This is a genomic window from Actinokineospora xionganensis (assembly GCF_014323725.1).
Classification (GTDB): domain Bacteria; phylum Actinomycetota; class Actinomycetes; order Mycobacteriales; family Pseudonocardiaceae; genus Actinokineospora; species Actinokineospora xionganensis.
Genome location: NZ_JABVED010000003.1, coordinates 220349 through 246148, shown reverse-complemented (window position 1 = coordinate 246148; position 25800 = coordinate 220349). Strand labels below are relative to the sequence as shown.

The following is a 25800-nucleotide window of genomic DNA, read 5'->3' as shown; positions in this document are numbered from 1 at the left end:
AGGGACACACGGACTTGGAGATCGCGGTGGCCTACGTCCACCCCGACTCCGGCGCGGATGACGTGGGTGATGACGGTGGGGGCGAGGCGTGTGCGGTGGTGGGTGATGGGGTTTGTTGTCGCTGTCGTGGGTTTGGTCATGGGCGGAGCTCCGCAAGAACCGCCCGGGCGGCTCGGGCCAGGGAGCCGCGGACCTGGAAGTCGCCGTGGTCCAGGGAGTGGGGCAGGGATCGGTCGGCGCGCAGGGTTGCCAACAGGGGGAGGCCTACGGCGTTGGCCACGGCTGGTGAGCCCAGTCGGGTGGGGGCGGGGCCGCGGACGATCACTGCCGCGCGGATGCCTCGGGCGACGATTCGGGCGACGACGTTGCGGGCCGCGGCGCAGGCGCGGACTTCGGCGGGGACGATCACCACCGCGAGATCCGCGCGGTCGAGTGCGGCGTGGGCGGCGTCACCTGGGGCGCGCGGTAGGTCGCATACGACGGTCTCGCCACCGCGCCTGCCCGCGTCGACGACCGCGCCCACCGCCTCCGGGCTGGGCGCCTCGCCCGATCTCGCGCCGGACAGCAGTGTGAGGCGTGAGTCACCCTTGGTGCGGCCAGGGAGTGCGGACCGGAGGCTGGACACTGGGATGCGGCCGGATTTGAGGCGCACGTCGGGCCACCGCATCCCCGGGCTCTGTTCCGCCCCCAGCACCAGGTCGAGGCCACCGCCGAGCGGATCGCAGTCGACGAGCAGGGCGTCGTGGCCGAGTTCGAGCGCCGTGAGGCCCACCGCGGCGGCGAACACCGAGGCGCCCGCGCCACCGCGTCCGCCGATGACGGCGACGACCCGGCCTGCCTTGCCCGCCGGGCTCTCCGTGGTGTCCGCAAACGCTTCCACCAGCCAGGACTCGCCATCCGGCAGTGTGACGACGCGGTCCGCGCCGAGGGCGACCGCGGCGGACCACGTGGTCGGCGGCGGGGGACCCACGCACACCAAGACCACGCTTTCCCTGCGCGGCAACGCGTTGGCCAGGCACGACGCCGCCGCGTCGGCGTCGAGAATGACGAGTGGGGCGTCCTTCCAGCGGGCTCGGAGATCGGCGATGTCGACGACTCGTTCGACCGCGCAGCCCGCCGCCGCGGCCACTCGCAGCACCTCGTCGAGCAGGCTGTCCTCATGCACGCACGCCACGGGTCGGGCCACGACGACCAGCTCCCTTCGGATCGGGGCGGCCGTCCGCGGCCGCTGTGATCACGATCTTTCGAGAGGGCGTCGAGAACAATCCCCGCCTGCCGGGCTGTGGACAGGTCGCGGTCACTGTGGACAGACCGGTGGTGGGCAGCCGTTTTTGTCGGCGGGTGCCGGCAGGCTGGGAGGGGGCCGACTTGCGGCGGATATAGGACGGCCCCCGCCAGGGGGGAGGGGCGGGGGCCGTCAGAGGTTCAGCCCCGGGGGGTCGGACTGAACCGTCCCGGCACTAGGCCGGTTATGGATACTGTATCCCCTCCCCTGGGTGTCTTGGCTACAGAACGGCCGAAGACACTGCCACAGTTCACCCCGTGGGCATACCGTGACGGCCCGCCGGAGGCCCGCTCCTATGCTGGCGGCGTGACCGATTCCGGCAGCAGCGCCGACCCACTCCAACCGGGCCGGATCGCGGCGTTCTTCGACCTGGACAAGACGGTCATCGCGAAATCCAGCACGCTGGCGTTCAGCAGGCCGTTCTTCCAGGGCGGCCTCATCAACCGTCGCGGAGTGCTCAAAAGTGCTTACGCGCAGTTCGTTTTCGCTGCTTCCGGGGCGGATGCGGACCAGGTCGAGCGCATGCGCGAGCACCTCACGTCGCTGTGCGCGGGGTGGGATGTCGAGCAGGTTCGCTCGATCGTGGAGGAGACGCTGCACGACATCGTCGACCCGCTCGTCTACGCCGAAGCCGCCGAACTGGTCGCCGAGCACCAGGCGAACGGCCACGAGGTCGTCGTCATCTCCGCTTCCGGCGAGGAGATCGTCGCCCCCATCGCGGAAATGATCGGCGCGACGCACAGCGTCGGCACGCGGATGGTGTCGGCCGAGGGCCGATACACCGGGGAGATCGACTTCTACTGCTACGGCGACAACAAGGCCGCCGCGATCCGCGAGCTGGCCGAGCGGCACGGTTACGACCTCGCCGCGAGCCACGCCTACTCCGACTCCAGCACCGACATTCCAATGCTGGAGGCGGTCGGGCACCCGTCGGCGGTCAACCCGGACCGCGGGCTACGCAAGATCGCGACCGAGCGCGGCTGGCCGATACTGACGTTCTCGAAGCCGGTGTCGCTGCGTTCGCGCTTCCACGCGCCGTCGGGAACGACGGTGGCGGTGACGGCGATCGGCCTCAGCGCGGCGGCCGCCGCGGCGGGCGCCGCCTGGTACGGCTACCGCAGGCGCAGGCGCTGACCGGACTCGGTGTCGCGCAAGGAGTTTCGAATGCACCCGACTGGCGGTACCCACGTGATCCAGACCGGGTAAAACACAAACAGAGCGTCCAGACTACGCTTACGGACGGTGCTGGTCGATGCTTTCCGAGGTCTTTACCGGTGCACCCGAAAGTGCCCTTGAAGTGACCTTCCTCACTGGGTACAAATGGAGGTGCGGACTTCGAGCCGGCCAGGGACGAAGCGAAGAGAAGCTCCGATCCACCCCGAGCGAACTCCGTGCGCGAGCACCGAGCACCCACGCGCAGCACGCCGCGGGAGGCATGTCGTCAAGGGACTGCGTACCGGGACGCCGGACGCCGAGGCCATGTTGATACGACAACGTTGCACGCTTGGTAACTCGAGTGTTCGCGCGGAGGTTTGGGCGGTTCCGCTCTCCGGAGCGGAACCGCCCAATTCCGTTTCAGGGGTGGTTGTCCACAGGCAGCCAACACCGCGTTGACCCGGTGATCGTCACGTGAGTAACTTCCGTGTAGGCGTTGTTATTGGTTAACAAGCGCCACATGACCACCGGGAGGCAGGGTGCGTACTCCACGGACACTGGCCGCGCTCGTCATCGCCGCCGCCACCATGGCGGTCGTGAGTGTCGTGGCGAGCGCGATCCCCGCAGTCAAACCAGCGGAGGACGAAATCCGCGCGCGTTCCGTGGATGCCTGGACCGACGATCTCCTGGCTCGGATGAGCCTCGAGCAGAAGGTCGGCCAGCTCTTCGTCGCCAGTGTCTGGGGCAAGTCCGCCGACGAGGTCCACTCGATGAACCGCGCCACCTACGGCGTGGACACGCCCGCCGAGGTGGTGAAGCGGTACCAGGTCGGCGGGGTCATCTACTTCAACAGCAGCGGCACCGACAACGTCGACAGCCCGGTGCAGCTCGCCAAGTTCTCGAACGGTCTGCAGCGGGCGGCGATCGAGTCAGGCGCCCGGCTGCCGCTGGTCGTGGCGATCGACCAGGAGGGCGGCAACGTCACCCGGGTCGAGGCGCCCGCCACCGAGTACCCCGGGAGCATGGCGATCGGCGCGGGCCGCAACGCCGCGGACGCGCGCACGCTGGCCTCGATCAACGGCCATGAGCTGCGCGCGATGGGGGTCAACCAGAACTTCGCGCCGGTCGCCGACGTGAACTCCAACCCGCTCAATCCGGTCATCGGCGCGCGGTCGTTCTCCGCGGACCCGGTCCTCGCGAGCGAGATGGTCACCGCGGAGGTGCGCGGCTACCAGGAGAGCGGCCGGTCGATAGCCACCGTGTCGTCTTCCGCGAAGCACTTCCCCGGACATGGCGACGCCGCGACCGACAGCCACACCGGCCTGCCGATCATCAACCGGTCCGCCGAGGAGTGGGAAAAGGTGGACCTGCCGCCGTTCCGCGCGGCGATCGCGGCGGGCATCGACTCGATCATGACCGCGCACATCCAGTTCCCCAGCCTGGATCCGACCCGCGTCCCGGCCACCGTGTCCAGGCCGATCATGACCGAGCTGCTCCGCGAGGAGATGGGCTACCAGGGCGTGATCGTGTCGGACTCCCTTGGCATGCAGGGGATCCGGGAGATGTTCAGCGACGCCGAGATCCCGGTGCTGGCGATCGAGGCAGGCGTCGACCAGCTGCTGATGCCACCAGATCTGCGGCTGGCCATGGATTCCGTGCTCGCCGCGGTGCGCAGCGGCAGGCTCACGGTGGAGCGGGTCGAGCAGAGTGTCCGCCGGATCGTGGCCCTCAAAGCCAAGCGCGGCATCCTGAGTCGGCCCTTCGTGGACGTCGAGCGGGTCCCGGCCCTGGTGGGCACGGCCGAGCACAAGGCCGCGATCCAGCGGCTGACCGACCGCACGGTGACGGCGCTGCGCGACGACGCGCGCCTGCTGCCTCGCCGAACAGCGACGAAGACGCTGGTCGCAGGAGTCGGCGACCAAGTGAACTCGACCAAGTCCCCCGCCTTGCTGGCCGCGCACCTGCGCGCCAGGGGTTGGGACACGACACCACTGCCGACCGGCACCAGACCGGTGGACACCAAGATCACCGAAGCGGTCGAGGCCGCCCAAGGCGTCGACCTCGTGATCGTGCTTACCAACAACCTGTCCGCGAACCTCGCCCAGCGCACGCTGCTCACTCGCCTGATGGAGACCGGGAAGCCGGTGATCGCCGTGGCATCCCAGGTCCCGTATGACGCGGGCTTCGTCGACGTGCCCACGTGGCTGGCGACGTACTCGTGGCGCGAGGTGTCCCTGGAGTCGCTCACGAAGGTGATCACCGGGGAGATCCCGCCGAAGGGCAAGCTGCCGGTCGCCGTTCCGGACGGCGCCAACCCGACCGAAGTGCGCTATCCGTTCGACCACGGCCTGAGCTGGTAGCCGGGATGGACCGCCGACGGTTCCTCGCCGCCTCCGCGCTCACGGCTCCCCTGCTCACCGCCGCGGCGACGCCCGCGCGCGCACAGCCGCCTGCCGTGGCCGAACCCCGCGGACGGACGTCGCCCGCCGCCGACACCCTCGCCGCCCAAGGCTGGCGGCGCCTGGCCGGGCGGCGCCTCGGGATCGTGTCCAACCCGACCGGCGTTCTGCGCGACGGCACACACGTGGTCGACTCCATGGTCGCCGCGGGGGTGCGGCCGACGGCCGTGTTCGGGCCGGAGCACGGTTTCCGGGGCACCGCGCAGGCGGGCGGCTCGGAGGGCGACTACCTGGACCCCCGCACGGGCATCCCCGTGTATGACGCCTACGGCGCCACCGCCGCCAAGCTCGCGGCGCAGTTCGCGACGGCGGGCGTGGACACCGTGGTCTTCGACATCGCCGACGTGGGCGCCCGGTTCTATACCTACATCTGGACCATGTACACGGCGATGAGCGCCGCCAAGGATCTTGAGTTCATCGTCCTCGACCGCCCCAATCCGATCGGCGGCTCCGCGCTCGGACCCAGGCTTGACCCCGCCTACGCGTCCGGCGTCGGTCGGCAGCCGATCGCGCAGCAGCACGGCATGACCGTCGGGGAACTGGCCCGGCTGTTCGGCGGCGAGTTCCTTGGTCGGGAGGTGACGGTCGAGCGCGTCACCGGCTGGCGGCGCGACCATTTGTTCGCCGACACCGGGCTCACGTGGGTGCCCCCGAGCCCCAACATGCCGACCCCGCAGACCGCGCTCGCCTACCCGGGCACCTGCCTGTTCGAGGGCACGGTGCTCTCGGAGGGCCGGGGCACGACTCGTCCCTTCGAGATCATCGGCGCGCCCGGCCTCGATTGGCGCTGGGCCGAGGAACTCAACGCACTGGACCTCCCCGGGGTCCGCTTCCGCGAGCAGTACTTCGTCCCGACCTTCGGCAAGTTCGCCGGTGTCGCGTGCGGTGGCGTGCAGGCGCACCTGACCGACGAGCGGCGATTCGAGGCGATCCGGACCGCGGTGGCGATGCTGGTCACCGTGAAACGGCTGTTCCCGGCGGTGTTCGCGTGGCGGCCGGATCTCTTTATCGACAAATTGTCCGGGTCCGACCGACTTCGACGGATGGTCGACGCCGGCGCGGACACGGCCGAGATCGTCGGCGCGTGGCAGTCGGAACTTGCCGATTTCCGGCGACTCAGGGAGCCCTACCTCCTCTATCGGTGATCCTCTGTCGGTGAAACGGAGCGCGATGGCACGGTTGGCGGCCGCAGTGATGGCGGTAGTGCTCATGGCAGGCGGTTCGGAGGCGATGGCGGAGAATGCGGCGGGCCGGTTCGACCGGCCATGGCAGGGGTTCGCTCCGGCGAGCACCATGCTGCGGGCCGACTCCGCGGAGTCCGCGGGCCTCGACCCTGGTCCCCTCGCCGAGGCCGAGCGGGCGATCGAGGCATGGACGCGGCCGAACCCGACCAGACCGCTGTTCGCGGGCGCGGTCACGCTGTCCGCGCACAACGGGGTGATCGTGTCGCGCTCCGAGGCGGGCCAGGCGGTGCGCTACGCCGACGCCTCGGGCACCGAGCTTCCCGCCGAGCAGCGGGTGCCGATGCGGCCGGACACGATCTTCGACCTGGCGTCGGTGAGCAAGCTGTTCACCTCCCTGGCCGTGTTGTGCCTGGTCGAAGACGGGTCGGTGGACGTCGACGCCCCGGTGGCCGGCTATCTGCCCGAGTTCGCGGCCAACGGCAAGGACTCGGTCACCGTCAAGCAGCTGCTCACCCACACTTCCGGGCTGGAGCCGTTCATCCCGCTGTGGCGCGACTGGCCGGACAAAGCCTCGCGAATCGCCGCGGTGCTCGACCGGGCGCCGAAGTACCTGCCCGGATCGAGGTACGTCTACTCCGACCTCAACCTGATCACCCTCGGCGTCCTGGTCGAACGGAGGTCCGGCAAGCCGCTCGACACGCTGGTCGCCGAGCGGATCACCGGACCGCTGGGTCTGCGCGACACCGGCTACAACCCGTCCGCCGCGAAGCTGCACCGCGTCGCGGCGACGGAGTTCCAGTCCTCGCCCCCGCGCGGGATGGTCCGCGGCGAGGCACACGACGAGAACGCGTGGTCGCTGGGCGGTGTGGCAGGACACGCGGGCGTGTTCTCCACCGCCGACGACCTGGCTGTCCTCGCGCAGGCCATCCTCAACGGAGGCGGCTACGCGGGCAGGCGGATCCTGCGGGCCGAGACGGTCCGCGAGATGCTGACGAACCACACGCCGCAGTTCCCCGGCAACGACCACGGCCTGGGCTTCGAGCTGAACCAGCGCTGGTACATGGGCGCGCTGTCCGGCCAGCGCACCGCCGGGCATACGGGGTTCACCGGCACTTCCTTGGTAATCGACCCGGCCTCGCGGTCATTCACCATTCTCCTGACCAACCGCGTGCACCCGTCGCGCACGTGGGGGTCGATCAACCTCGCCCGAGAACGGCTCGCGAGCGGGCTGGCCCGGGCGATGGCGGTGTGTCCCAGGCACGGGGCGGACGCCTGGGCCACCGGATGGGCCGACGGGACGACGTCCACACTGACCTCGCCCCAGCTCGTCGCGACGGGGTCGGCGCAGGTCACGTTCGACACATTCGTGGATACCGAATCGAGTGATGTGCTCCGGCTGGAGTGGAGTTCCGACGGGCAGACGTGGCAGGCGCTGCCCATGCGGGCGGCGGGGCGCGGCGCACCGCCGGGCCAGGTGGACGTTTTGGCCGGTGCGGGCCACCGGAGTTGGTGGACGATCAACGCCGACGTGCCCGCGGCGGGCCAGTTCACGGTTCGGTGGCGGGCGAGCACCGACGGCAGGTACCTCGGTCGCGGTTTCTACGTCGATCGAATATTGGTCACCGATGGTGATCGACCGCTGCTTAACGGTGAGAAAGAACCCCACTTGATGACGCCGGATGGGTGGCGGCCCCAAAGTTGTTGACCGTTTGACGCTAACAATCCGCAGCCGACCAGCGATTCGGTGAACAAGCCCCACCCCAGGCCCACAGCTGAAACTGACACGTTTGGGTAGCGTTGCCAACAAAGGTGACGCACCACCTTGTCCTACCCCATCACTGTTAGTAAGTTTCCCACGTGAGTGCGAGTCAAATGACAGCAGAACACAGCGAGTCAAGTCCATTGGTCCGCATCCGTTCGCTCCTGCCGGGCCTGGCCCGAGCTGAGCAGCGGGTGGCCAAGGTCGTGCTTGAGAGCCCGCACACCGTCGCCCGCCGCAGCATCACGGAGGTCGCCGAGGCCGCGGGCACCAGCGAGACGACCGTGACCAGGTTCTGCAAGGCGATCGGCGTCGGGGGCTACCCCGAGCTGCGCATCGCGCTTGCCGCCGACACCGCCCGGTCCGAGGCGCACGCCGACCGGGATCTCGGCGGTGACATCAACCCCGAAGACGACCTCAAGACCGTCGTCGGGAAGGTCACCTTCGCCGACTCCCGGGCCGTCGAGGAAACCGCGGACCAACTCGACATCGATGTGCTGGCCGAGGTCGTCAGCGCCGTCGCGAGCGCGGGGAGGGTCGACGTCTACGGCGTCGGTGCCAGCGCGTTCGTGGCGCTCGACCTGCAGCAGAAGCTGCATCGGATCGGGCGGGTCAGCTTCGCCTGGAACGACACGCACATCATGTTGACCTCGGCCGCGGTGCTCAAACCCGGCGATGTCGCGGTGGGCATCTCGCACACCGGCGCCACCGCCGACACCGTCGAGGCCCTGCGGGTCGCCCGCGAGCACGGGGCGACCACGGTGGCGCTGACGAACTACCCGACCTCCCCGATCGCGGAGGTGGCCGACCTGGTGCTGACCACGGCCGCACGGGAGACCACCTTCCGTTCTGGCGCGACGGCCAGCCGGATCGCGCAGCTCACGGTGGTCGACTGCCTGTTCATCGGCGTCGCGCAGCGGCACCTGGACGAGACGATCAAGGCGCTCGACTCGACTCGGGACGCGGTCGGACCGCACCGGCTCGAGACCCGGCACGACGGACGGCGCAAGCCGCGAGACACCGGGAAGTGACAGTGGTGCGCGGGTCCGACCGCTTCGGAAGGGATTGCGTGAGATGACGGTGCCTCGCCAGACCGTGCATGTCGACTCCCCCACGGAGCGGAGGAACCCGCGCACCGCCGACATCGACCAGATGTCGACGGTCGACATCCTGCGGACGATCAACTCCGAGGACCGCGCGGTCCCGGACGCCGTGGCCGCCGCGCTGCCGCTGTTGGCGCAGGCGGTCGACCTGGCGACAGAGGCTTTGCGCGCGGGCAAGCGCGTGCACTACGTCGGCGCGGGCACCTCCGGCCGCATCGCCACCCTCGACGCCGCCGAGTTGGCTCCGACGTACAACACCCCGCCGGACTGGTTCCAGGTCCACCACGCGGGTGGCCCGGGGGCTGTCCACCGCTCCGCCGAGGCCGCCGAGGACGACGACCTGGCCGCCGCCGAGGAGATGAACCGCGACGTCCGGCCCGGTGACTTCGTCCTGGGCCTGACCGCCTCCGGCCGCACCCCGTACGTGATCAGCGCGCTCGAGACCGCGCACGGGATCGGCGCGACGACGGCCCTGGTGTCGAACAACCCCAACGCCGCGCGGACGTCCCAGATCGATCTGGTGATCGTGGTCGACACCGGCCCCGAGGCGATCTCCGGTTCGACGAGGATGAAGGCGGGCACGGCGCAGAAGCTCGTGCTCACCGCGTTCTCCACCGCGGTCATGGTCAAGATGGGCCGCACGTACTCGAATCTTATGGTCAGCATGCGGGCCAACAACGCCAAGCTGCGCGGTCGCACCCTGCGGATCCTGCGCGAGGCGACCGGCTTGGGCATGGCCGAGTGCTCCGCGGCGCTGACCGAGGCCCATGGCGACCTCAAGGTCGCGCTCGTGCACCTGCTGTCCGGTGTGGACACCCCCAGCGCTCGACAAGCGCTGACGGAGACCAGCGGCCACGTCCGGCAGGCGTTGGGCTTGCTCGACGCCCACGCCGTCTAGCGCGCCGTAGCGCACCCCAGCGGGGTACGCCACGGCGCATTGTCTACTTGCGGCCGGCGCCCAGGAGTCCGCCGAGCAGGTCACCCAGGTTTCCGAGCCCACCGCCGCCACCGGAGCCGCCGCCGAGCAGGCCGCCGAGGAGATCCCCCAGGACGCCGCCGCTCTGCTGCTGGGGCTGCTGGGGCTGTTCCGGCACGGGCGCGCCGAGTTTGCCGCCAAGCTTCTTCGCCAGGTAGGACATCACGATCGGGGCGAGCAGCGGCAGCAGCTTGGCGATCAGCGCCTTGCCGTCGATGCCAGGCAGCCCGCCCAGGGTGTTGACGACCTCGGACTGCTGCGCGCCGAAGACGTTGTTCACGATCTTCGAACCATCCGCGGTGTCCACCCGGTCCAGGTCGACACCGCCCTCGACAAGACTGGGATCGTGCTGCCCCAACGCTTTCAGCAGGGACTGCTCGCCCGCCGGGTCTTGCACGTTGGCCTGCATTCCACCCAGCAGCGCGGGCAGCGCGGCACGGGTCGCCTGCTCCGCGGTCCCCTCGTCGACACCCAGTTGGGCGGCGAGTTGGGACAGCGGGATCTGGCCAAGGATGTCGTCAATCGCGCTCACGGGTGGATCCTCCTCAGGCGCCGGGCTCGGCTGCCGCCAACGATAACGACGGCGGCCTGCCGGCGCCTGCGGAAGCTCAGCCGGGACCGCGTGATCCCACCCGGGCCACGAACGGCTCACTGATCTTGATTGTCTTGGCCACGCTGGGCACTCCGTTCGCGTCCATCGCGAAGAGCATGTAGTACCCCGGCAGCGCGACACCGGGGTCAGTGGGAACGGAAACCTGGTAGCTGTTGCCGCCAAGTGACACCGGTGTGAGCGGGATGCGTCGCTGGTCGTTGTCCACCGAGTGGGTGATCGAACTGAACCGCATCAACGAGAACGCGACCACCGGCTTGTCGGTGGACACCGCGAACTTGCCGCCCAGTGTGGCGCCCGCGGGGGCGTTGACGATCGCGGGCCGCGGCTTCGGGGTGCCGTCCGGGTTGAGCAGATAGGGCGGAGTCAGGATCTGGCCGTCGAAGTGGTTGACCGCGCAGGTCGCCCCGCACAGGCCGCCGCCGCCGGTGAAGACCCGTCCGTCCGGCAGCAGGTTGGCCACGCTGTGATACGTCCGGGCCACCGCCATCGGGGCGAGCTTGGTGAACTGGCCGGTCGCCGGATCCCACAGTTCGGGGACGTACACGGCGTCCTGGTCGCTGAACCCGAGCCCGTAGATCATGCCGCCGATGACGGCCACCTTGCCGTCGGGCAGCACGACGCTGCTGGCGAAGATCCGCCGGTACGCCATGTCGCCGACCCGGTTGACCGTCGCGCTCGTGCCGGAGGTGATGTCGATCGTGTAGGCCCGGGTAGAGGCGAAGACATCGGAGTACTGCGGCGAGCCGCCGACGGCGAGGATCTTGCCGATGTCGTACATGACGGCGTTGCCGTTCATCGCGTCTTCGCTGTCGCCGCGCGGTCCGGCGTCGGTGATCGACCCGTTCCCCGTGGTGCTGATCCAGTTCATCCGTCTGCTCGGCCCCGCGTGGAAGACGCGGCCGCCGCTGACCGCGAAGAACCAGCCGTGGTTGTCCGAACGGAACAGCCCCTTGTTGTCCGCGGTGGCCAGCGGCTCGGCCGGGACGCCGCTGAGCAGGCGCCAGGTGTTGCGGCCGGGTGAGTAGACCTCGGCGGTCTTGCCACCCTCGCCGCCGCTCCACGAGCCGCCGACGATGAACGCCTCGCCCGTCGACAACGTCGTCTGCCCCTGATAGCCGCGCCGGACATTCAGCTCGCCGGTGGCCGACCAGGTGTCGGTGAAGGGGTTGTAGACGCTGGATTTCTTGTCGTCACTGCCGCCTGTCACCAGGACACGGCCGTCGGCCAGCACGGACGTGCCGGGGCAGAACATGTCGTGCCCGGTGTTGTCGACCCGCCGGTTAGTGACCTTGCCGGTGGTCAGGTCGAGGATCGCGGTCTGCGTGTAGCCGTTCATCCCGCCGAAGTCGTTGGGCGCGAAGGCGGCCCACATCAGCAGTTTGTTGTTGGGGAGCACCGCCGAGGCGACCGGGATGATCGGGTAGCCGTTGACCGCCGACCAGGAGCCCACCTCGCTCGCGTCCCGCGGGGCTGCGGGAGTCAGCACGTTGATCTCCGGGATCGAGCTCCACGGACCGCGGTTGCCCGCCTCGGTGAGAGCGGTGATCCGGACGTAGCGAGCCGAGACCGACGTGTTCAGCAGCGCGGTCTGCGGGGCGGAGGTGTCGGGCCAAGTGCCGCTCGCGACCGGGTTGCCGAAGTTGACGCCGTCGTCGCTCACCCTGATCTGGTACTGCCCGATACGGCCGTTGTAACCGCTGGGGCCATCACCGCGGGGCCGCACGGCAACGCCCGACACAGTCTGCGCCGACTTCATGTCGAGGGTGAGCCAGTGTGGGAGGGGCGCGGCGGGCGCGGTCTGCTTGGAGTGCCACATCGTCGCGTCGGTGCCGTCGATCGCGTTCGCGGCGACCTTGCCGCCCGCGGTGTCCTCATCGGAGGCGGTGGCGGTCCAGCCGGTGCGGTCGAGCGGAGCGGTGCTCGTCAGGTCGGCGGCGCCGTAGGCGTAGAACTCGGCTCCGTCCATGGCCCGCGCGGTCGAGGTCACCTGGACGAACCGGGCGTTCGGCGCGCCGGTCAGCACCGCCGTCTTCGGCAGGCCGTCATCCGACCAGGCGCCGGTCGCGACCGGCGCGCCGAACGTCTTGCCGTCGGTGCTGACCGCCACCGAGTACTCCGCGGCACGGACGCCCCCGTGCGGGGTGAGCACGATTGACGAGACCGGCTGCTCACGCCTGAGGTCGACGGTGAACGTGGCGGGCTTGGAACCGCCGGGCCGGGGGCGCCACACGGTGTCCTGGCGACCGTCGATCAGGTTGGTCGCGGGGCTCGCACTGTCCTCATCGGACGCGGTCGCGGTCCAGTCGAACCGGGCGAGCGGCGGAGCGTTGCCGGGGACCGGACCGGTCAGATCGATCTCCGCGCCGTCGGACAACGAGCCGGTGACAGCCGTGAGCCGGACGTGGCGGGCGTTCACGGTCGCGCCGAACGCGGCGTCCTTGACCTTGTCGTCTTCGCCCCAGACACCGGTGGCGACCGGCGCCCCGAACGTCTTCCCGTCGTTGGACAGCGAGATCCGGTACTCGCCCACGCGGCCGTGCCGCAGGCTGAGCCCGGTGAGCGCCGTGGGCGCCTTGAGGTCGACGGTCATGGCGTCCGGCGTGGTCCGGGCGGTGCGGGCCGACCGGTCCAGCGGCATGGACGGCAGCGGCGCGCCGGGGTCGCCGAACACGCTGAGCTCGGCCGCCGCCGCCCATGGGCCGTCCAGGGACCGCAGGCGGACGAACCGGGCGCCCGCGACGGCGAAGCTCATCGTCTTGACCGTGGGGTCGTCCACCGCGACACCCGCGCTGACCGGCTTGGTCCAGGCCTCACCGTCAGTGCTGAGGCTGACCTCGTATCGGCCGATCGTCCCGTTGCCCCCGTCAGCATGCGGGGTGTACGCGAGGCCGGACACGCGGCGTGTGTGCCGCATGTCGATGGTGATGGAGTGCTCGGCAGCCTCAGTGCTGTGCCAGCTGGTCGATGGATCGCCGTCGAGCACATTGGACGCGCGCGCGTCCGGTTTCTCGCTGGTCGCCTTGACGGTCCAGCCGTCGCGCGCGAGCGGCGGCGCGGCCGGAACCATCGACGCGGCGGTGGGGACGATGTGATGATCGCCCCCGCCGTCGTGTCCGCCTTGCGGCCCCGGATACAACACATACGGCGTGATAACTACGCCAACAGCAACGAATAGCCCCAGTCGGGTGAACCCCATGGCTAAGACACCGAAAAACGACCCGCTGTGTTACCAAAGTGGACGGAATTGCGAGTTAGGACACAGTGGCGAGGATGATCGCGAGCTGCGAGTGCTACTCAGCGGGTAATTCGGCTCAGCCCACCCCGCGCGAACCCACCCGGGCCACGAACGGCTCACTGATCTTCACCATCTTGGCCACGCTGGGCACACCGTTCGCGTCCATCGCGAAGAGCATGTAGTACCCCGGCAGCGCGACGCCCGGATCGGCGGGCACGGACACCTCGTAGGAGTTGCCGCCCACCGACACCGGTGTGAGCGGGATGCGCCGCTGGTCGTTGTCCACCGAGTGCGTGATCGCGCTGAGTCGCATCAACGAGAACGCCGTGACGGGCTTGTCCGTCGTGATGGCGAACTTCCCGCCGAGAGTGGCGCCGCCGGGCGCGGCGACGATCGTCGGACGCGGCTTCGGCGACCCATCCGCGTTCAGCAGGTACGGCGGGGTGAGGATCTGGCCGTCCTGGTGGTTGACCGCGCAGTTCCCGCAGAGACCGCCACCGCCGCTGAAGACTCTTCCGTCCGGCAGCAGGTTGGCCACGCTGTGATAGGTCCGCGGCACCGCCATGGGAGCGAGCTTGGTGAACTGGCCGGTGGCCGGGTTCCACAGTTCGGGGATGTACGTGGCGGTCTGGTCGCTGAACCCGACGCCGTAGGTCATGCCGCCGACGACAACCACCTTGCCGTCCGGCAGGACGACGCTGTTCGCGAACGTGCGCGGGATCGCCAGGTCACCGACCCGGGTGACCGTGGCGCTCGTGCCCGAACTGATGTCGACCGAGTACGCGCGGTTGATGGCATCGCCCTCGGAGTACTGCGGTGAGCCGCCGACAGCCAGGATCTTCCCGATGTCGTACATGACCGCGTTGCCGTTCATCGCGTCCGGGCTGTCGCCTCGCGGTCCGGCGTCGGTGATCGACCCGTTGCCGCTGGTGTCGATCCAGTTCATTCGCTTGCTCGGCCCGGCATGGAACACCCGGCCGCCGCTGACGGCGAAGAACCAGCCGTGGTTGTCGGCCCGGTACGCACCTCGACGGTCCGCGGTCATCAGCGGTTCGGCGGGCACACCGCTGAGCAGGCGCCAGGTGTTGCGGCCGGGTGAGTAGACCTCGGCGGTCTTGCCACCCTCGCCGCCGCTCCACGAGCCGCCGACGATGAACGCCTCGCCCGTCGACAACGTCGTCTGCCCCTGGTAGCCGCGCCGGACGTTCAGCGTTCCGGCCCGCGACCAGGTGTCGGTGAACGGGTTGTAGATGCTGGCGTTGTTGTCGTCGCTGCCGCCGGTCACCAGGACACGACCGTCGAGCAGCACCGAGGTGCCGGGACAGAACATGTCGTGTTCGGTGTTCGAGACCCGGCGGTTGGAGATGTTGCCCGTGGTCAGGTCGAGGATCGCGGTCTGCGTGTAGCCGTGCGTCCCGCCGAAGTTGTCGGGCAGGTAGGCCGACCACATCAACAGCTTGTTGTTGGGCAGCACGGCGGTGGCGACGGGGATCAGCGGGTAGCCGTTCACCGCGGACCAAGAACCGGCCTTGCTCTTGTCCGGCGGGGGCGCCGGGGTCAGGACGTTGATCTCCGGGATGGTCGTCCACGGGCCGCGGTTGCCCGCCTCGGTGAGGGCCGTCAAACGCACATAGCGAGCCGACACCGCCGAGTTGAGCAGTGCCATCTGCGGGTTGGAGGTGTCGGGCCAAGTGCCCGCCGCGACCGGGTCGCCGAAGTTGACTCCGTCGTTGCTCACCCGAAGCTGGTACTGCCCGATCCGGCCGTTCCAGCCGGAGAGACCGTCGCCACGCGGCTGCACGCGGATGCCCACGACCGTCTTGGCGGACTTCATGTCGAGGGTGATCCAGTGCGGCAGCGGCGCGGGCACGCCGGTCCACTTCGAGTGCCACATCGTCGTGTCCGTGCCATCGATGGCGAGGGCGGCCCGGCCGTCGTACCTCGGGTCGGTTTCCTCGTCGGAGGCCACGGCGCTCCACCCGGTGCGGTCGAGCGGGGCGGTGCTCGCCGGGTCGATCGCCGCATAGGCGTAGAACTCCGCGCCCTCCACGGCTTGCGCGGTCGAGGTCACCCGAACGTAGCGGGTGTTCGGGGTTCCCCTGAGCACAGCCGTCTTGACCAGCCCGTCGTCAGACCAGGTGCCCGACGCGACGGGCGCGCCGAAGGTCGTGCCGTCGGTGCTGACCGCGACCGAGTAGTTCGCGACGCCGCCTGGGTTGCGGGGAGCGAGCGCGATCGAGGACACCGGCTGTTCGCGCCTGAGGTCGACGGTGAACGACGAGAGCTTGGAACTCTGTCCTCGCTGCCCTCGCCACACCGTGTCCTGGCGCCCGTCGACCATGTTGGCCGCGGGATTCGCAGTGTCCTCATCGGACGCGGTCGCGGTCCAGCCGTATCGGCTCAGCGGCGCGGCACCGCCGGGGACCGGCCCGACCAGATCGATCTCGGCCTTCTCCGACACCGACCCGGTGACCGAGCTCAGGCGCACGAAGCGGCCGGTGACCTGGCCGGCGAAGACGGTGTCCTTGACCCGGTCGCCGTCCTCCCACACGCCGGAGGCCACGGCCGGGCCGAAGGTCTTCCCATCGGTCGACACCGAGACCCGGTATTCGCCCACGCGCGCGCCGGGATGCCGGTAGGTCAGGCCGGTGACGACCATCGGCGCCTTCAGGTCGAGGGTGATCGCCTTGTCGCCGGCGGTCGTGGTGCGATCGCCGCGGGCCAGCGGCGTCGACGGCACCGGTCCGCCCGGGTCGCCGAACAGCGTGAGCTCGGCGGCGCTGGCCCACGGGCCGCGGTCACCGGCCTCGGCCAGGGACGTCAGCCGCACGAACCGGGCGCCGCTCACGGCGAAGCTCATGGTCTTGACCGACGCGTCGTCGAGCGCGACGCCCTTGCTGACCGGGTCCGACCAGGTCTCGCCGTCGGTGCTGAGCCGCACCTCGTAGCGGCCGATGGCACCGTTCCCGCCGTCGGGCCGGGGGGTGTAGGCGAGGCCGGACACGCGCTGGGTACGTCGCATGTCGATGGTGATCGAGTGCTGTGAGTCCGCGGCGCTGTGCCAGATGGTCGACGGATCACCGTCGAGCACGTTGGACGCGCGCGCGTCCGGGCGCTCGCTGGTGGCTTTGACGGTCCAGCCGTCGCGCGCGAGCGCGGGCGCGACCGGCACCATCGCCGCGGCGGCCGGGACGATGTGGTGGTCGGTGCTGTCCGCACCGTGGCCGCCGCCATCAAGTCCTGGGTAGAGGACGTACGGCGTGACAACTACACCGGCAGCAACGATCAGCCCCAGTCGAGTGAACCCCATGCCTAGGACCTCGCAAAAAGGCTCCCCGCGTTACCGAAGAAAGCCCAAGTGCGAGTCGAAACACAGCAATTGGTACGACCGAGCGATGTAGACGTTACTCGGCGAGTGATGCGTCCGCGATGCTCGTCGCCTCGCGCGCACCCGCCTCGACGGCTTCGCAGCAGAAGATGATCCATGCCCCGACCGCTTCCGGCTCACCGGTGGCGAAGCCCGCGGCGGCCACGCGGTAGCGGGCCTCACGGCGCATGAACGACACTTCGGGGACCGAGAGGCCCTTCGGGTCCATCCCGGTGCCGATCGACGTCAAGCGAGCCGCGGCACGGGCGATCACGCCATCGGCGGTGCCGAAGGGCGCGAGGGTGAGCAGTTCGCCGTGCACGACGGCGGCGAGAACGGGTCCCGGCACCTTCGTCCCGCCCGCGACCAGCCCGCCAAGCAGGTCGAGGCGGGGTGCGGCACCGGGCTTGGGCCTGCCCAGCGAGTCGCTGTCGGTGAGGTCTGCGGCGGCGAGCAGGTGCAGCTTCGCCAGCGCCTGAAGCGGAGCGCGTTCCCAGGTCGGCAGCAGCGGCCCGAGCGCCTCGGCGACCCGCAGGGCGCCCGCGAGGATCGGATCGCTGACATCGCCGATCTCGGGGATCTCCGGGTCGCCGCCGTCGAGGACAGCCGAGGCGCGGGCCGCGCGCACGGAGGCCTCGGCCGCCGTGGCGGGCCAGCCGCGGCGGTTGGTCGGGTGCCGGTGCACTTCGGCGACCGAGTCCCGCGCGGAGCGCACGGCGTCCTCGACGCCGGGAAGGGCGAGCAGCGGGGCCAGGGGATCGGTCACCTACCGGACAGTACCCGGCAGTCCGGGGTGGCCCGCGACACGGTGAAAATTGGTCTAAACCTTTATCCGCAAGGGCTGTCGGGGTGACCCGGATCGCTATAGGTTCGACCTTGTCAGGCAACTACCTAGGAGGTCAGGTCCCATGACCGAGCAGTCCGGTCAGAGTCCAGCGTTGGACAACTTGTCGACGGAGAGCCGGGCCTTCCCGCCGTCGGCCGAGTTCGCGGCGCAGGCGAACGCCTCGGCGCAGTGGTACGCCGACGCCGACGCCGACCGCGACGCGTTCTGGACCAAGCAGGCCGAGCGTCTGACCTGGGCGAGCAAGTGGTCGAAGGTCGTCGACTGGGATGACGCGCCGTTCGCGAAGTGGTTCGTCGGCGGACAGCTCAACGTCGCCTACAACTGCGTCGACCGGCACGTCGAGGCGGGCCTGGGCGACCGGGTGGCGATCAACTGGGTGGGCGAGCCGGGCGACTCGGTCACGATCACCTACGCCGACCTGCAGCGCAACGTGAGCAAGGCGGCCAACGCGCTCGCCGAACTGGGCCTCGACGCGGGTGACCGCGTGGCCATCCAGATGCCGATGCTGCCCGAGGCCATCTACTCGATGCTCGCGTGCGCGCGACTCGGCCTCGTGCACAGTGTGGTCTTCGGCGGGTTCTCCCCCACCGCGCTGCGCTCGCGCATCGACGACGCCCAGGCTCGGCTGCTGATCACCTCCGACGGGCAGTACCGCCGCGGCAAGCCCGCGCCGATGAAGGAGTCGACCGACGAGGCCACCGCCGAGACGCCGAGCATCGAGCACGTCCTGGTCGTGCGGCGCACCGGCGCCGAGATCCCGTGGACCGAGGGCCGCGACCTGTGGTGGCACGACGTCGTCGACAAGCAGCCCGAGACGCACACCCCCGAGGCCTTCGACGCCGAGCACCCGCTGTTCATCCTCTACACCTCGGGCACGACCGGGAAGCCCAAGGGCATCCTGCACTCCAGTGGCGGATACCTGACCCAGGCCGCGTACACGCACAACGCGGTCTTCGACCTCAAGCCCGAGACCGACGTCTACTGGTGCACCGCCGACATCGGCTGGATCACCGGGCACACCTACATCGTCTACGGGCCGCTCGCCAACGGCGCGACCCAGGTGGTCTACGAAGGCACGCCCAACACCCCGCACGAGGGCAGGCACTTCGAGATCATCCAGCAGCACGGCGTGACGATCTACTACACCGCGCCCACGCTGATCCGGACGTTCATGAAGTGGGGCGAGCAGATCCCCGCGGGCTACGACCTGTCGTCGCTGCGACTGCTGGGCTCGGTCGGCGAGCCGATCAACCCGGAGGCCTGGATCTGGTACCGCAAGCACATCGGCGGCGACCGGATCCCGATCGTCGACACCTGGTGGCAGACCGAGACCGGCGCGATCATGATCAGCCCGCTGCCCGGGGTCACCGAAGCCAAGCCAGGCAGCGCGCAGCGTCCGCTGCCGGGGATCACCGCGGCGATCGTCGACGAGGCAGGCAAGCAGGTGCGGGCCGGTGGCGGCGGGTACCTCGTGCTGACCCAGCCGTGGCCGTCGATGCTGCGCGGCATCTGGGGCGACGAGGAGCGCTTCCGTGAGACCTACTGGTCCCGGTTCGCCGACGAGGGCTTCTACTTCGCGGGCGACGGCGCCAAGTACGACGCCGACGGCGACATCTGGCTGCTCGGGCGCATCGACGACGTCATGAATGTGTCCGGCCACCGCATCTCCACCACCGAGGTCGAGTCGGCGCTGGTGTCGCACCCGACCGTCGCGGAGGCCGCCGTCGTCGGCGCCACCGACGCGACCACGGGCCAGGGCATCGTCGCGTTCGTCATCCTGCGCAACCGGCCGGAGGGCACTCCGGAGGCGGCGGTCAGCGAGTTGCGTGACCACGTCGCGAAGGAGATCGGCCCGATCGCGAAGCCGCGGCAGATCCTGGTCGTCACCGAGCTGCCGAAGACCCGCAGCGGCAAGATCATGCGACGGCTGCTGCGCGACATCGCGGAGAACCGGGAAATCGGCGACACCACGACTCTCGCCGACAGCGCCGTGATGAACCTGATCACCGAGGGACTGAGCAACAAACCGTCGGAGGACTGAAAGGCAAGCCTTACTTAAATGAGGATTGCCTATTCATATCAAGGCCGTCCTCTGTTACCCGAATGATTCCCGGCCGTGCTTTCATTGAGGTGTGACACAAATGGAAGCGCGGCCGGGACCACATCCGGCCGAACCGCACGCGGGCGGTGTGGGCGAGCGGCTCAACTGGCTGCGAGCGGGCGTGCTGGGCGCCAACGACGGGATCATCTCCACCGCTGGCCTGGTCGTCGGCGTCGCGGGCGCGACAACGGACAACCGCGCGATCCTCATCGCAGGCGTCGCGGGCCTGGTCGCGGGCTCCCTTTCGATGGCGGGCGGCGAATATGTGTCGGTGAGCACGCAACGGGACACCGAGCGGGCCCTGCTGCTCAAGGAAAAGCGCGAACTGGCCGACATGCCCGAAGCCGAGGAACGGGAACTCGCGGGCATCTATGTCGAAAAAGGACTATCGCCGAAACTGGCCGCCGAAGTCGCCCGGGAATTGACTGAGAAAGACGCCCTGCGCGCGCACGCGGAAGCCGAATTGCAGATCGACCCGGACAACCTGACCAGCCCGTGGCAGGCGGCCTGGGCGTCGCTGGTGTCCTTCGCCATCGGGTCGCTGCTGCCACTGCTGGCGATCGCGCTGCCGCCTGTGACCATGCGGGTGTGGGCATGCGCGGCCGCCGTCGTGGTCGGCTTGGTGATCACCGGGGCGGTGAGTGCCCGACTCGGCGGCGCCAAGGCGAAGGCGGCGGTGATCAGGAACGTCGGGGTCGGCTGCCTGGCGATGGCGGTGACCTACTGGATCGGCGTCCTGTTCGGGGTGACGGTCCTCTAGGTCCTGTCCTGTGAGTCCGGTGCGCGGGATTCGTGATCCGGGGGGTTCCTGGGCGCGCCGGCGTGAAGCCGCTCGTGCCGGGTTGTACTTGGGCTTCGCGCCGGTGCGGCCAGGGGCCGCCCGGGCGCGGATAGCGCGTGCCGAACTCGCAGGGCAGGGCCTAGCGGACCGGCGGACTTTCGTTCCGGAGTTCCGCGAGCAGGTCGGTGATCGCGGCCATGATCCGCCGTGTCGCCTCGTTGAGAGCCGCACGGTCGGTGCCCGTGAGGTCCGAGAGGTCGACCGGGTCACCCGTCACGATGTCGATTGTCTTGCGCGGGAACAGCTTGGGAAACCTCGCTTTCGCGGGAAGCAACGCGTGGGTGCCCCAGTTGACCACCGGCACCACGGGCGCACCGGTCTCCAGTGCGACACGCGCGACACCGTTCTTCACGCGCGTGGACGGCCAGTGGTCGACGTCGTCGGAGAAGCCCGCCTCAGGGAAGAACAGCACGCACTCGCCGCGGCGGACCGCTTCGACCGCGCCGTGGTAGGCGCCACGGGCCTGCGCTGTCTCCCGCTCGACCGGTATATGACCGCCGCCGCGAACGACACTGCCGATCACCGGCACCTTCCACAGGCTCGACTTGGCCAGGAAGCGCGGGATGCGGCCGGCATGGAGCGCGAACGCGGTCACCGTCACCGGGTCGGCGTTGGAGAGGTGATTGGACGCGAGCAGCACACCACCCTCCTTGGGCAGGTCGCCGCGGAAGCGCAGTCGGGCGCTGATCGCCAGAAGCGGCCACAGCAGGTCGATCGCCAGGCTGTACCAGAAGCCGCGGCCCCGCCGGGGCAGCAGGAACATCAGCTTGATCGCCCGGAACACGCCGATGTGTCTGTTCGAGTCAGTGCGCACCCGCGCATCATCGCCTAACGGCCCGGAGGAGGGGGCGGTGTCAGCGTTTTCGCTGGTCATGATCGTCCTATAGGGTTGTCTATGGTGTGCCGGGAAGCCTGGTCGGCGTGAGCCGGAGGTGTCCGTCGACCAAGGAGTAACCCGTGTCACAGCGACGTCGTAGCGCCGCGCCCAAGGCCGTAGCCGAGTTCGCAAGGTTTCTTCGAACCGAGACCGTCGGTGGACTGGTGCTCCTCGCGGCCACCGCGGTCGCCTTGATCCTCGCGAACACTCCCGCTTCCGGCATCTACACGGCTATCCGCGACACCGAGATCGGGCCGCACTTCCTCCACTTGAACCTCACCGTCGGGGCGTGGGCGAAAGACGGACTGCTCGCTCTCTTCTTCTTCGTCGTGGGCTTGGAGCTCAAGCGCGAGTTGGTGATCGGCGAGCTGTCGCGGTTCAAGGCAGCGCTCTTGCCCGCTCTAGCCGCTATCGGCGGAATGGTCATCCCCGCAGTGATAGCGCTATCGGTCGCTTGGGGAGACCCTCGGGCAGGCGATGTCTGGCCCATCCCCGTCGCCACCGACATCGCCTTCGCACTCGGCGTGCTGGCGCTGACCGGGTCAGGGTTGCCGAGCAGCGCCCGAATCTTCCTGCTCAGCCTGGCCGTGGTGGACGACCTCGGCGCCATCCTGATCATCGCCCTGCTGTTCACCGCGTCGTTCGACCTCGTCGCGTTCGGCATCGCCTTGGCGCTTCTCGCGTTGTACTGGTTCCTGCAGCACAAGCGAGTCACCGCGTACGCGATCTACGTGCCGCTCGCGGTCGCCATCTGGGTCGCGGTGCACTCCAGCGGTGTCCACGCGACCGTGGCCGGCGTGGCGATGGGCCTGCTGACCCGGGTCCGGCGCGACAAGTTCGAGAAGGAGTCGCCGTGCCTGCGGCTCGAACACCGGCTGCAGCCGTGGTCGGCGGGGTTCGCGGTGCCCGCGTTCGCTCTCTTCGCCGCGGGTGTGCCGGTCAACGGCGAGGCGTTGGGCAAGCTCTACACCGACCGGATGGCCCTCGCGGTGATCATCGGCCTCATCGTCGGCAAGTTCGTCGGGATCGTCGGGGCGTCGCTGCTGGCGGTGTGGACGAAGCTCGCGGTGCTGCCGCCCGGTCTCGGCTGGCGTGACATCAGCGCGGTGGCGATGTTGGGCGGAGTCGGGTTCACCGTCAGCCTGCTGATAGCGGAGCTTTCCCTGGGCAAGGCCGACGCCGAACTCGCCAAAGCCGCGGTGCTGGTCGCCTCGGCGGCGGCGTCTTTGTTCGCGGCGGCACTATTGGCCCGCCGCAGTCGCGCCCACCAAGCCGAATAAGGCCCGGATTTACCGGCCGGTCGGCCTGGTTCCACCGAGCATGGCACGATGACGCTCGTGAGCAGCGCGCACGCAAACGGAGACCGCAATGGTTCGGGGCTGCCCAAGGTGCCCTCGATCCCCCTTGCCGACGACCGGGCCTTCGCCGAAGCGGGCGACCAGTCGATAGGCAACCTGGTCAAGGACGCCACCACACACCTCTCGACGCTCGTGCGCGCCGAGGTCGAGCTGGCGAAGTCCGAGGTCACCGGTGAGATCAAGAAGGGTCTCAAGGGCAGCATCTTCTTCATCGTCGCCCTGACGATCCTGCTTTACAGCTCGTTCTTCCTGTTCTTCGCGCTCGCCGAACTCCTGGCCGACCTCGGACTGCTCCGCTCGATCGCGTTCGGCATCGTGTTCGTCGTGATGCTGACGCTCGCGGGCGTGTTCGGCTTCCTCGGCTATCGCAAGGTTCGCGCGATTCGGGCCCCGCAGCGGACGATCAGCTCGATGAAGGACACCGCCGCGGCGCTCACCCACCGAGGTGAGCACAGCGGCAACGGGCACGTGCCCGCCCGCCGCTGAACGGCCGACCGCTGAGCAGCGCCGTGCGATCCCGGCCGGCCCCCTCGATCGTCCGAGTCGACGGACCGTGGTCGCACCGCGACATCCACGCCAACGGCATCCGGCTGCACGTCGCCGAGACCGGTGAAGGTCCGCTGGTCCTGCTCCTGCACGGGTTCGCCCAGTTCTGGTGGACTTGGCGCCACCAGCTGACCGCCCTGGGCGACGCCGGCTACCGGGCTGTCGCGGTCGACCTGCGCGGCTATGGCGATTCCGACAAACCACCGCGCGGGTACGACGCGTGGACGCTGGCGGGCGACATCGCCGGCCTGGTCAAGTCCCTCGGCGAGAGCCGCGCGCACCTCGTCGGGCACGGCTGGGGCGGAATGGTCGCCTGGACCGTCGCCGCCCTGCACCCACGCGTGGTGCACTCGGTCGCCACGCTGTCGGCGCCGCACCCGCTGGCCCTGCGCACGGAGATCCGCCGCACCGCGCTGCGCGGGCAGCGGCACAACCAGGCCCGCGCGGTGGGACACGTGTTCCGCGCGCAGGTCCCGATGGCGCCGGAACGCTGGCTCACCCGCGACAACGCGGCCACCGTGGCAACGCTGATGAAGGCCTGGTCAGGTCCGATGTGGACCGGACACCGCGACTTCTCGGCCGCCGTCGACCAGTACCAGCGGGCCATGCTCGTCCCCGGCGCGGCGCACTGCTCACTGGAGTACTACCGGTGGGCGATGCGGTCGCAGCTGCGCAGCGAGGGCAGGCGCTACGTCGAGGCCATGCAGCGCAAGATCGAACACCCGGTCCTGCAGCTCTACGGCGCCGAAGACCCCTGCGTGCTCGCCCGGACCCGCGACGCCTCCACCCGCTGGCTCGGCGCGCGCGCCGAGAAGCACGTCCTGCCCGGAATCGGCCACTTCCCGCACGAGGAAGCTCCCGCCGCCACCAACAAACTGCTCACCACCTTCCTCCAATAACCGCGAGTCAGGAGGCGCAGCGGCTGGTGCCGACTCGTTCCGTGAGGCCGGGGGCGCGGCCGACTTCTTCGCGGACCTCGGCGGCGGTCAGCGCGAAACCGGTCTCGGAGTTGTCCACGGCCGCGCCGAAGATCACGCCGATTACCTGGCCGTTGGTGTCGACAAGCGGGCCGCCCGAGTTTCCGCTGAGCACCTTCGCACGCAGGGTGAACACGTCGCGGTTGACCGTCGCCGAGTCGTAGATGTCCGGTCCGCGAAGCGGGATCCGGTCGCGCACGCGCGCGGGGGAAGCGGTGTACGGGCCGTCGAGCGGGTATCCGAGCACGATCGCGTCCTGCCCGCTCTTCGCGTCACCAGGAGCGAACGGCAGCGGCGGCGCGGTCAGCCCGGGCACAGCGAGGATCGCCACGTCGGTCGCCGGGTCGTAGAGCACGACCCGCGCCCGCAGCTGCGACTCGCCCGACTCCACGCTGACCTCGTCAGTGCCCGCGACCACGTGCGCGTTGGTCATGACCCGCTCGCGCGCGATCACGAACCCGCTTCCCTCAAGTGCCCGCTCGCACGAGGGCGCCTTGGCATTGATCTTGAGAACGCTCGGCCGCACCCGCTGGACGACAGCGCTGGCCTGCAGCGCCGGGTCCGGCGGCTCGACTTCCTTGTTCGGCGTCCGGTTGAACGGGTCGACCGCGGCCGGGAACCCCGACACGTCGAGCAGCTGCCGAAGCTCGTTGGGCAGGCCGCGCGCGGCCTGCGGCATGACCTCGTTGACGCCGCCGAGCACCGCCGAGTCCTTGATCGCCGACGCCAGCCCCGGAAGCCCGCCCACGGTCGTCAGCGGCAGCGCGATCAGCCACGACACCACGAACACGACGGCACCCTGGACCACCGCCCCGAGCGCGCTGTCGACACCCGCGAGCCGGGGTGAGGAGAACTTCTGCCGGATGGTGCGGCCGATCCACACGCCGAAGGTCTCGCCGAGCGCGACGAGCAGCACGAAGATCGCCACCGCGAACGCGACCCTGGTCGGCGTCGAATCGATCCGGGAGACCACGAGCGGCGCGAGCTTGATGCCCGCGACCGCGCCGAGGAGAACCCCGATGAACGCGGGCAGCGCGGTGATCACCCCCTGGCGGGCGCCTGAGATCGCCGCGAGCACGGCGAGTGCGACGACCAGCACGTCCACCCAGTTCAAGCC

Annotated in this window: 18 protein-coding genes; 11 read left to right on the top strand and 7 right to left on the bottom strand. The window is 69.6% G+C overall.

The window, feature by feature from the left end; translation table 11 throughout:
• Positions 1-136: 136 nt before the first annotated feature.
• Positions 137-1186: a septum site-determining protein Ssd gene (ssd, locus tag GPZ80_RS07440; RefSeq protein WP_187219394.1), complete on the bottom strand. Its 1050-nt coding sequence runs from the start codon at positions 1184-1186 to the stop codon at positions 137-139.
• A 405-nt stretch (positions 1187-1591) separates the two neighbouring features.
• Here ssd and GPZ80_RS07435 point away from each other — a divergent pair, with 405 nt between their 5' ends.
• The 6 genes from GPZ80_RS07435 (at position 1592) to GPZ80_RS07410 (ending at position 9843) form a co-directional block, all read left to right on the top strand.
• Positions 1592-2419 (top strand): HAD family hydrolase, encoded by an 828-nt coding sequence (locus GPZ80_RS07435; RefSeq protein ID WP_312880178.1) that lies wholly within the window; start codon positions 1592-1594, stop codon positions 2417-2419.
• Positions 2420-3027: 608 nt separating this feature from the next.
• Positions 3028-4800 (top strand): glycoside hydrolase family 3 protein, encoded by a 1773-nt coding sequence (locus GPZ80_RS07430; RefSeq protein WP_187219777.1) that lies wholly within the window; start codon positions 3028-3030, stop codon positions 4798-4800.
• Between the two features lie 5 nt (positions 4801-4805).
• Positions 4806-6044: an exo-beta-N-acetylmuramidase NamZ family protein gene (locus tag GPZ80_RS07425; protein ID WP_187219392.1), complete on the top strand. Its 1239-nt coding sequence runs from the start codon at positions 4806-4808 to the stop codon at positions 6042-6044.
• 25 nt (positions 6045-6069) lie between these two features.
• The gene (locus GPZ80_RS07420) at positions 6070-7788 is read left to right on the top strand and encodes a serine hydrolase domain-containing protein (RefSeq protein WP_376771654.1); all 1719 of its coding nucleotides are present in this window, start codon (positions 6070-6072) and stop codon (positions 7786-7788) included.
• Between the two features lie 167 nt (positions 7789-7955).
• Positions 7956-8873, top strand: coding sequence for a MurR/RpiR family transcriptional regulator (locus tag GPZ80_RS07415; RefSeq protein ID WP_187219775.1), 918 nt, complete (start codon positions 7956-7958; stop codon positions 8871-8873).
• A 43-nt stretch (positions 8874-8916) separates the two neighbouring features.
• Positions 8917-9843: an N-acetylmuramic acid 6-phosphate etherase gene (locus tag GPZ80_RS07410; protein WP_187219391.1), complete on the top strand. Its 927-nt coding sequence runs from the start codon at positions 8917-8919 to the stop codon at positions 9841-9843.
• Positions 9844-9886: 43 nt separating this feature from the next.
• Here GPZ80_RS07410 and GPZ80_RS07405 read toward each other — a convergent pair whose 3' ends face one another.
• The 4 genes from GPZ80_RS07405 to GPZ80_RS07390 form a co-directional block, all read right to left on the bottom strand.
• Positions 9887-10453 carry a DUF937 domain-containing protein gene (locus GPZ80_RS07405; protein WP_187219390.1) on the bottom strand — a complete coding sequence of 189 codons (567 nt, stop codon included), beginning with the start codon at positions 10451-10453 and terminating at the stop codon, positions 9887-9889.
• A gap of 76 nt (positions 10454-10529) precedes the next feature.
• Positions 10530-13673: a galactose oxidase family protein gene (locus tag GPZ80_RS07400; protein ID WP_187219389.1), complete on the bottom strand. Its 3144-nt coding sequence runs from the start codon at positions 13671-13673 to the stop codon at positions 10530-10532.
• A 172-nt stretch (positions 13674-13845) separates the two neighbouring features.
• A complete protein-coding gene (locus GPZ80_RS07395; RefSeq protein ID WP_187219388.1) occupies positions 13846-17079 on the bottom strand; it encodes a discoidin domain-containing protein in 3234 nt (1077 codons plus the stop codon).
• Positions 17080-17173: 94 nt separating this feature from the next.
• A complete protein-coding gene (locus tag GPZ80_RS07390; protein WP_187219387.1) occupies positions 17174-17902 on the bottom strand; it encodes a Fic family protein in 729 nt (242 codons plus the stop codon).
• A gap of 142 nt (positions 17903-18044) precedes the next feature.
• Between GPZ80_RS07390 and acs the strand changes: the two genes are divergently transcribed.
• Positions 18045-20024, top strand: a complete 1980-nt coding sequence (gene acs, locus GPZ80_RS07385) for an acetate--CoA ligase (protein ID WP_187219386.1) — start codon at positions 18045-18047, stop codon at positions 20022-20024.
• Positions 20025-20124: 100 nt separating this feature from the next.
• Positions 20125-20844: a VIT1/CCC1 transporter family protein gene (locus tag GPZ80_RS07380; RefSeq protein ID WP_187219385.1), complete on the top strand. Its 720-nt coding sequence runs from the start codon at positions 20125-20127 to the stop codon at positions 20842-20844.
• Between the two features lie 160 nt (positions 20845-21004).
• Here the strand turns inward: GPZ80_RS07380 and GPZ80_RS07375 are convergent, their stop codons facing one another.
• Complete coding sequence (locus GPZ80_RS07375) at positions 21005-21739, bottom strand: lysophospholipid acyltransferase family protein (RefSeq protein WP_376771653.1); 735 nt, start codon at positions 21737-21739, stop codon at positions 21005-21007.
• Positions 21740-21882: 143 nt separating this feature from the next.
• Here GPZ80_RS07375 and nhaA point away from each other — a divergent pair, with 143 nt between their 5' ends.
• The 3 genes from nhaA to GPZ80_RS07360 are packed head-to-tail and all read left to right on the top strand — an operon-like array spanning position 21883 to position 24605.
• The gene (gene nhaA / locus GPZ80_RS07370; protein WP_187219384.1) at positions 21883-23082 is read left to right on the top strand and encodes a Na+/H+ antiporter NhaA; all 1200 of its coding nucleotides are present in this window, start codon (positions 21883-21885) and stop codon (positions 23080-23082) included.
• 48 nt (positions 23083-23130) lie between these two features.
• Complete coding sequence (locus tag GPZ80_RS07365; protein WP_187219383.1) at positions 23131-23646, top strand: phage holin family protein; 516 nt, start codon at positions 23131-23133, stop codon at positions 23644-23646.
• Positions 23647-23669: 23 nt separating this feature from the next.
• The gene (locus GPZ80_RS07360; protein WP_187219382.1) at positions 23670-24605 is read left to right on the top strand and encodes an alpha/beta fold hydrolase; all 936 of its coding nucleotides are present in this window, start codon (positions 23670-23672) and stop codon (positions 24603-24605) included.
• A gap of 7 nt (positions 24606-24612) precedes the next feature.
• Here the strand turns inward: GPZ80_RS07360 and GPZ80_RS07355 are convergent, their stop codons facing one another.
• Complete coding sequence (locus GPZ80_RS07355) at positions 24613-25797, bottom strand: MarP family serine protease (protein ID WP_187219381.1); 1185 nt, start codon at positions 25795-25797, stop codon at positions 24613-24615.
• Between the last annotated feature and the right edge of the window lie 3 nt (positions 25798-25800).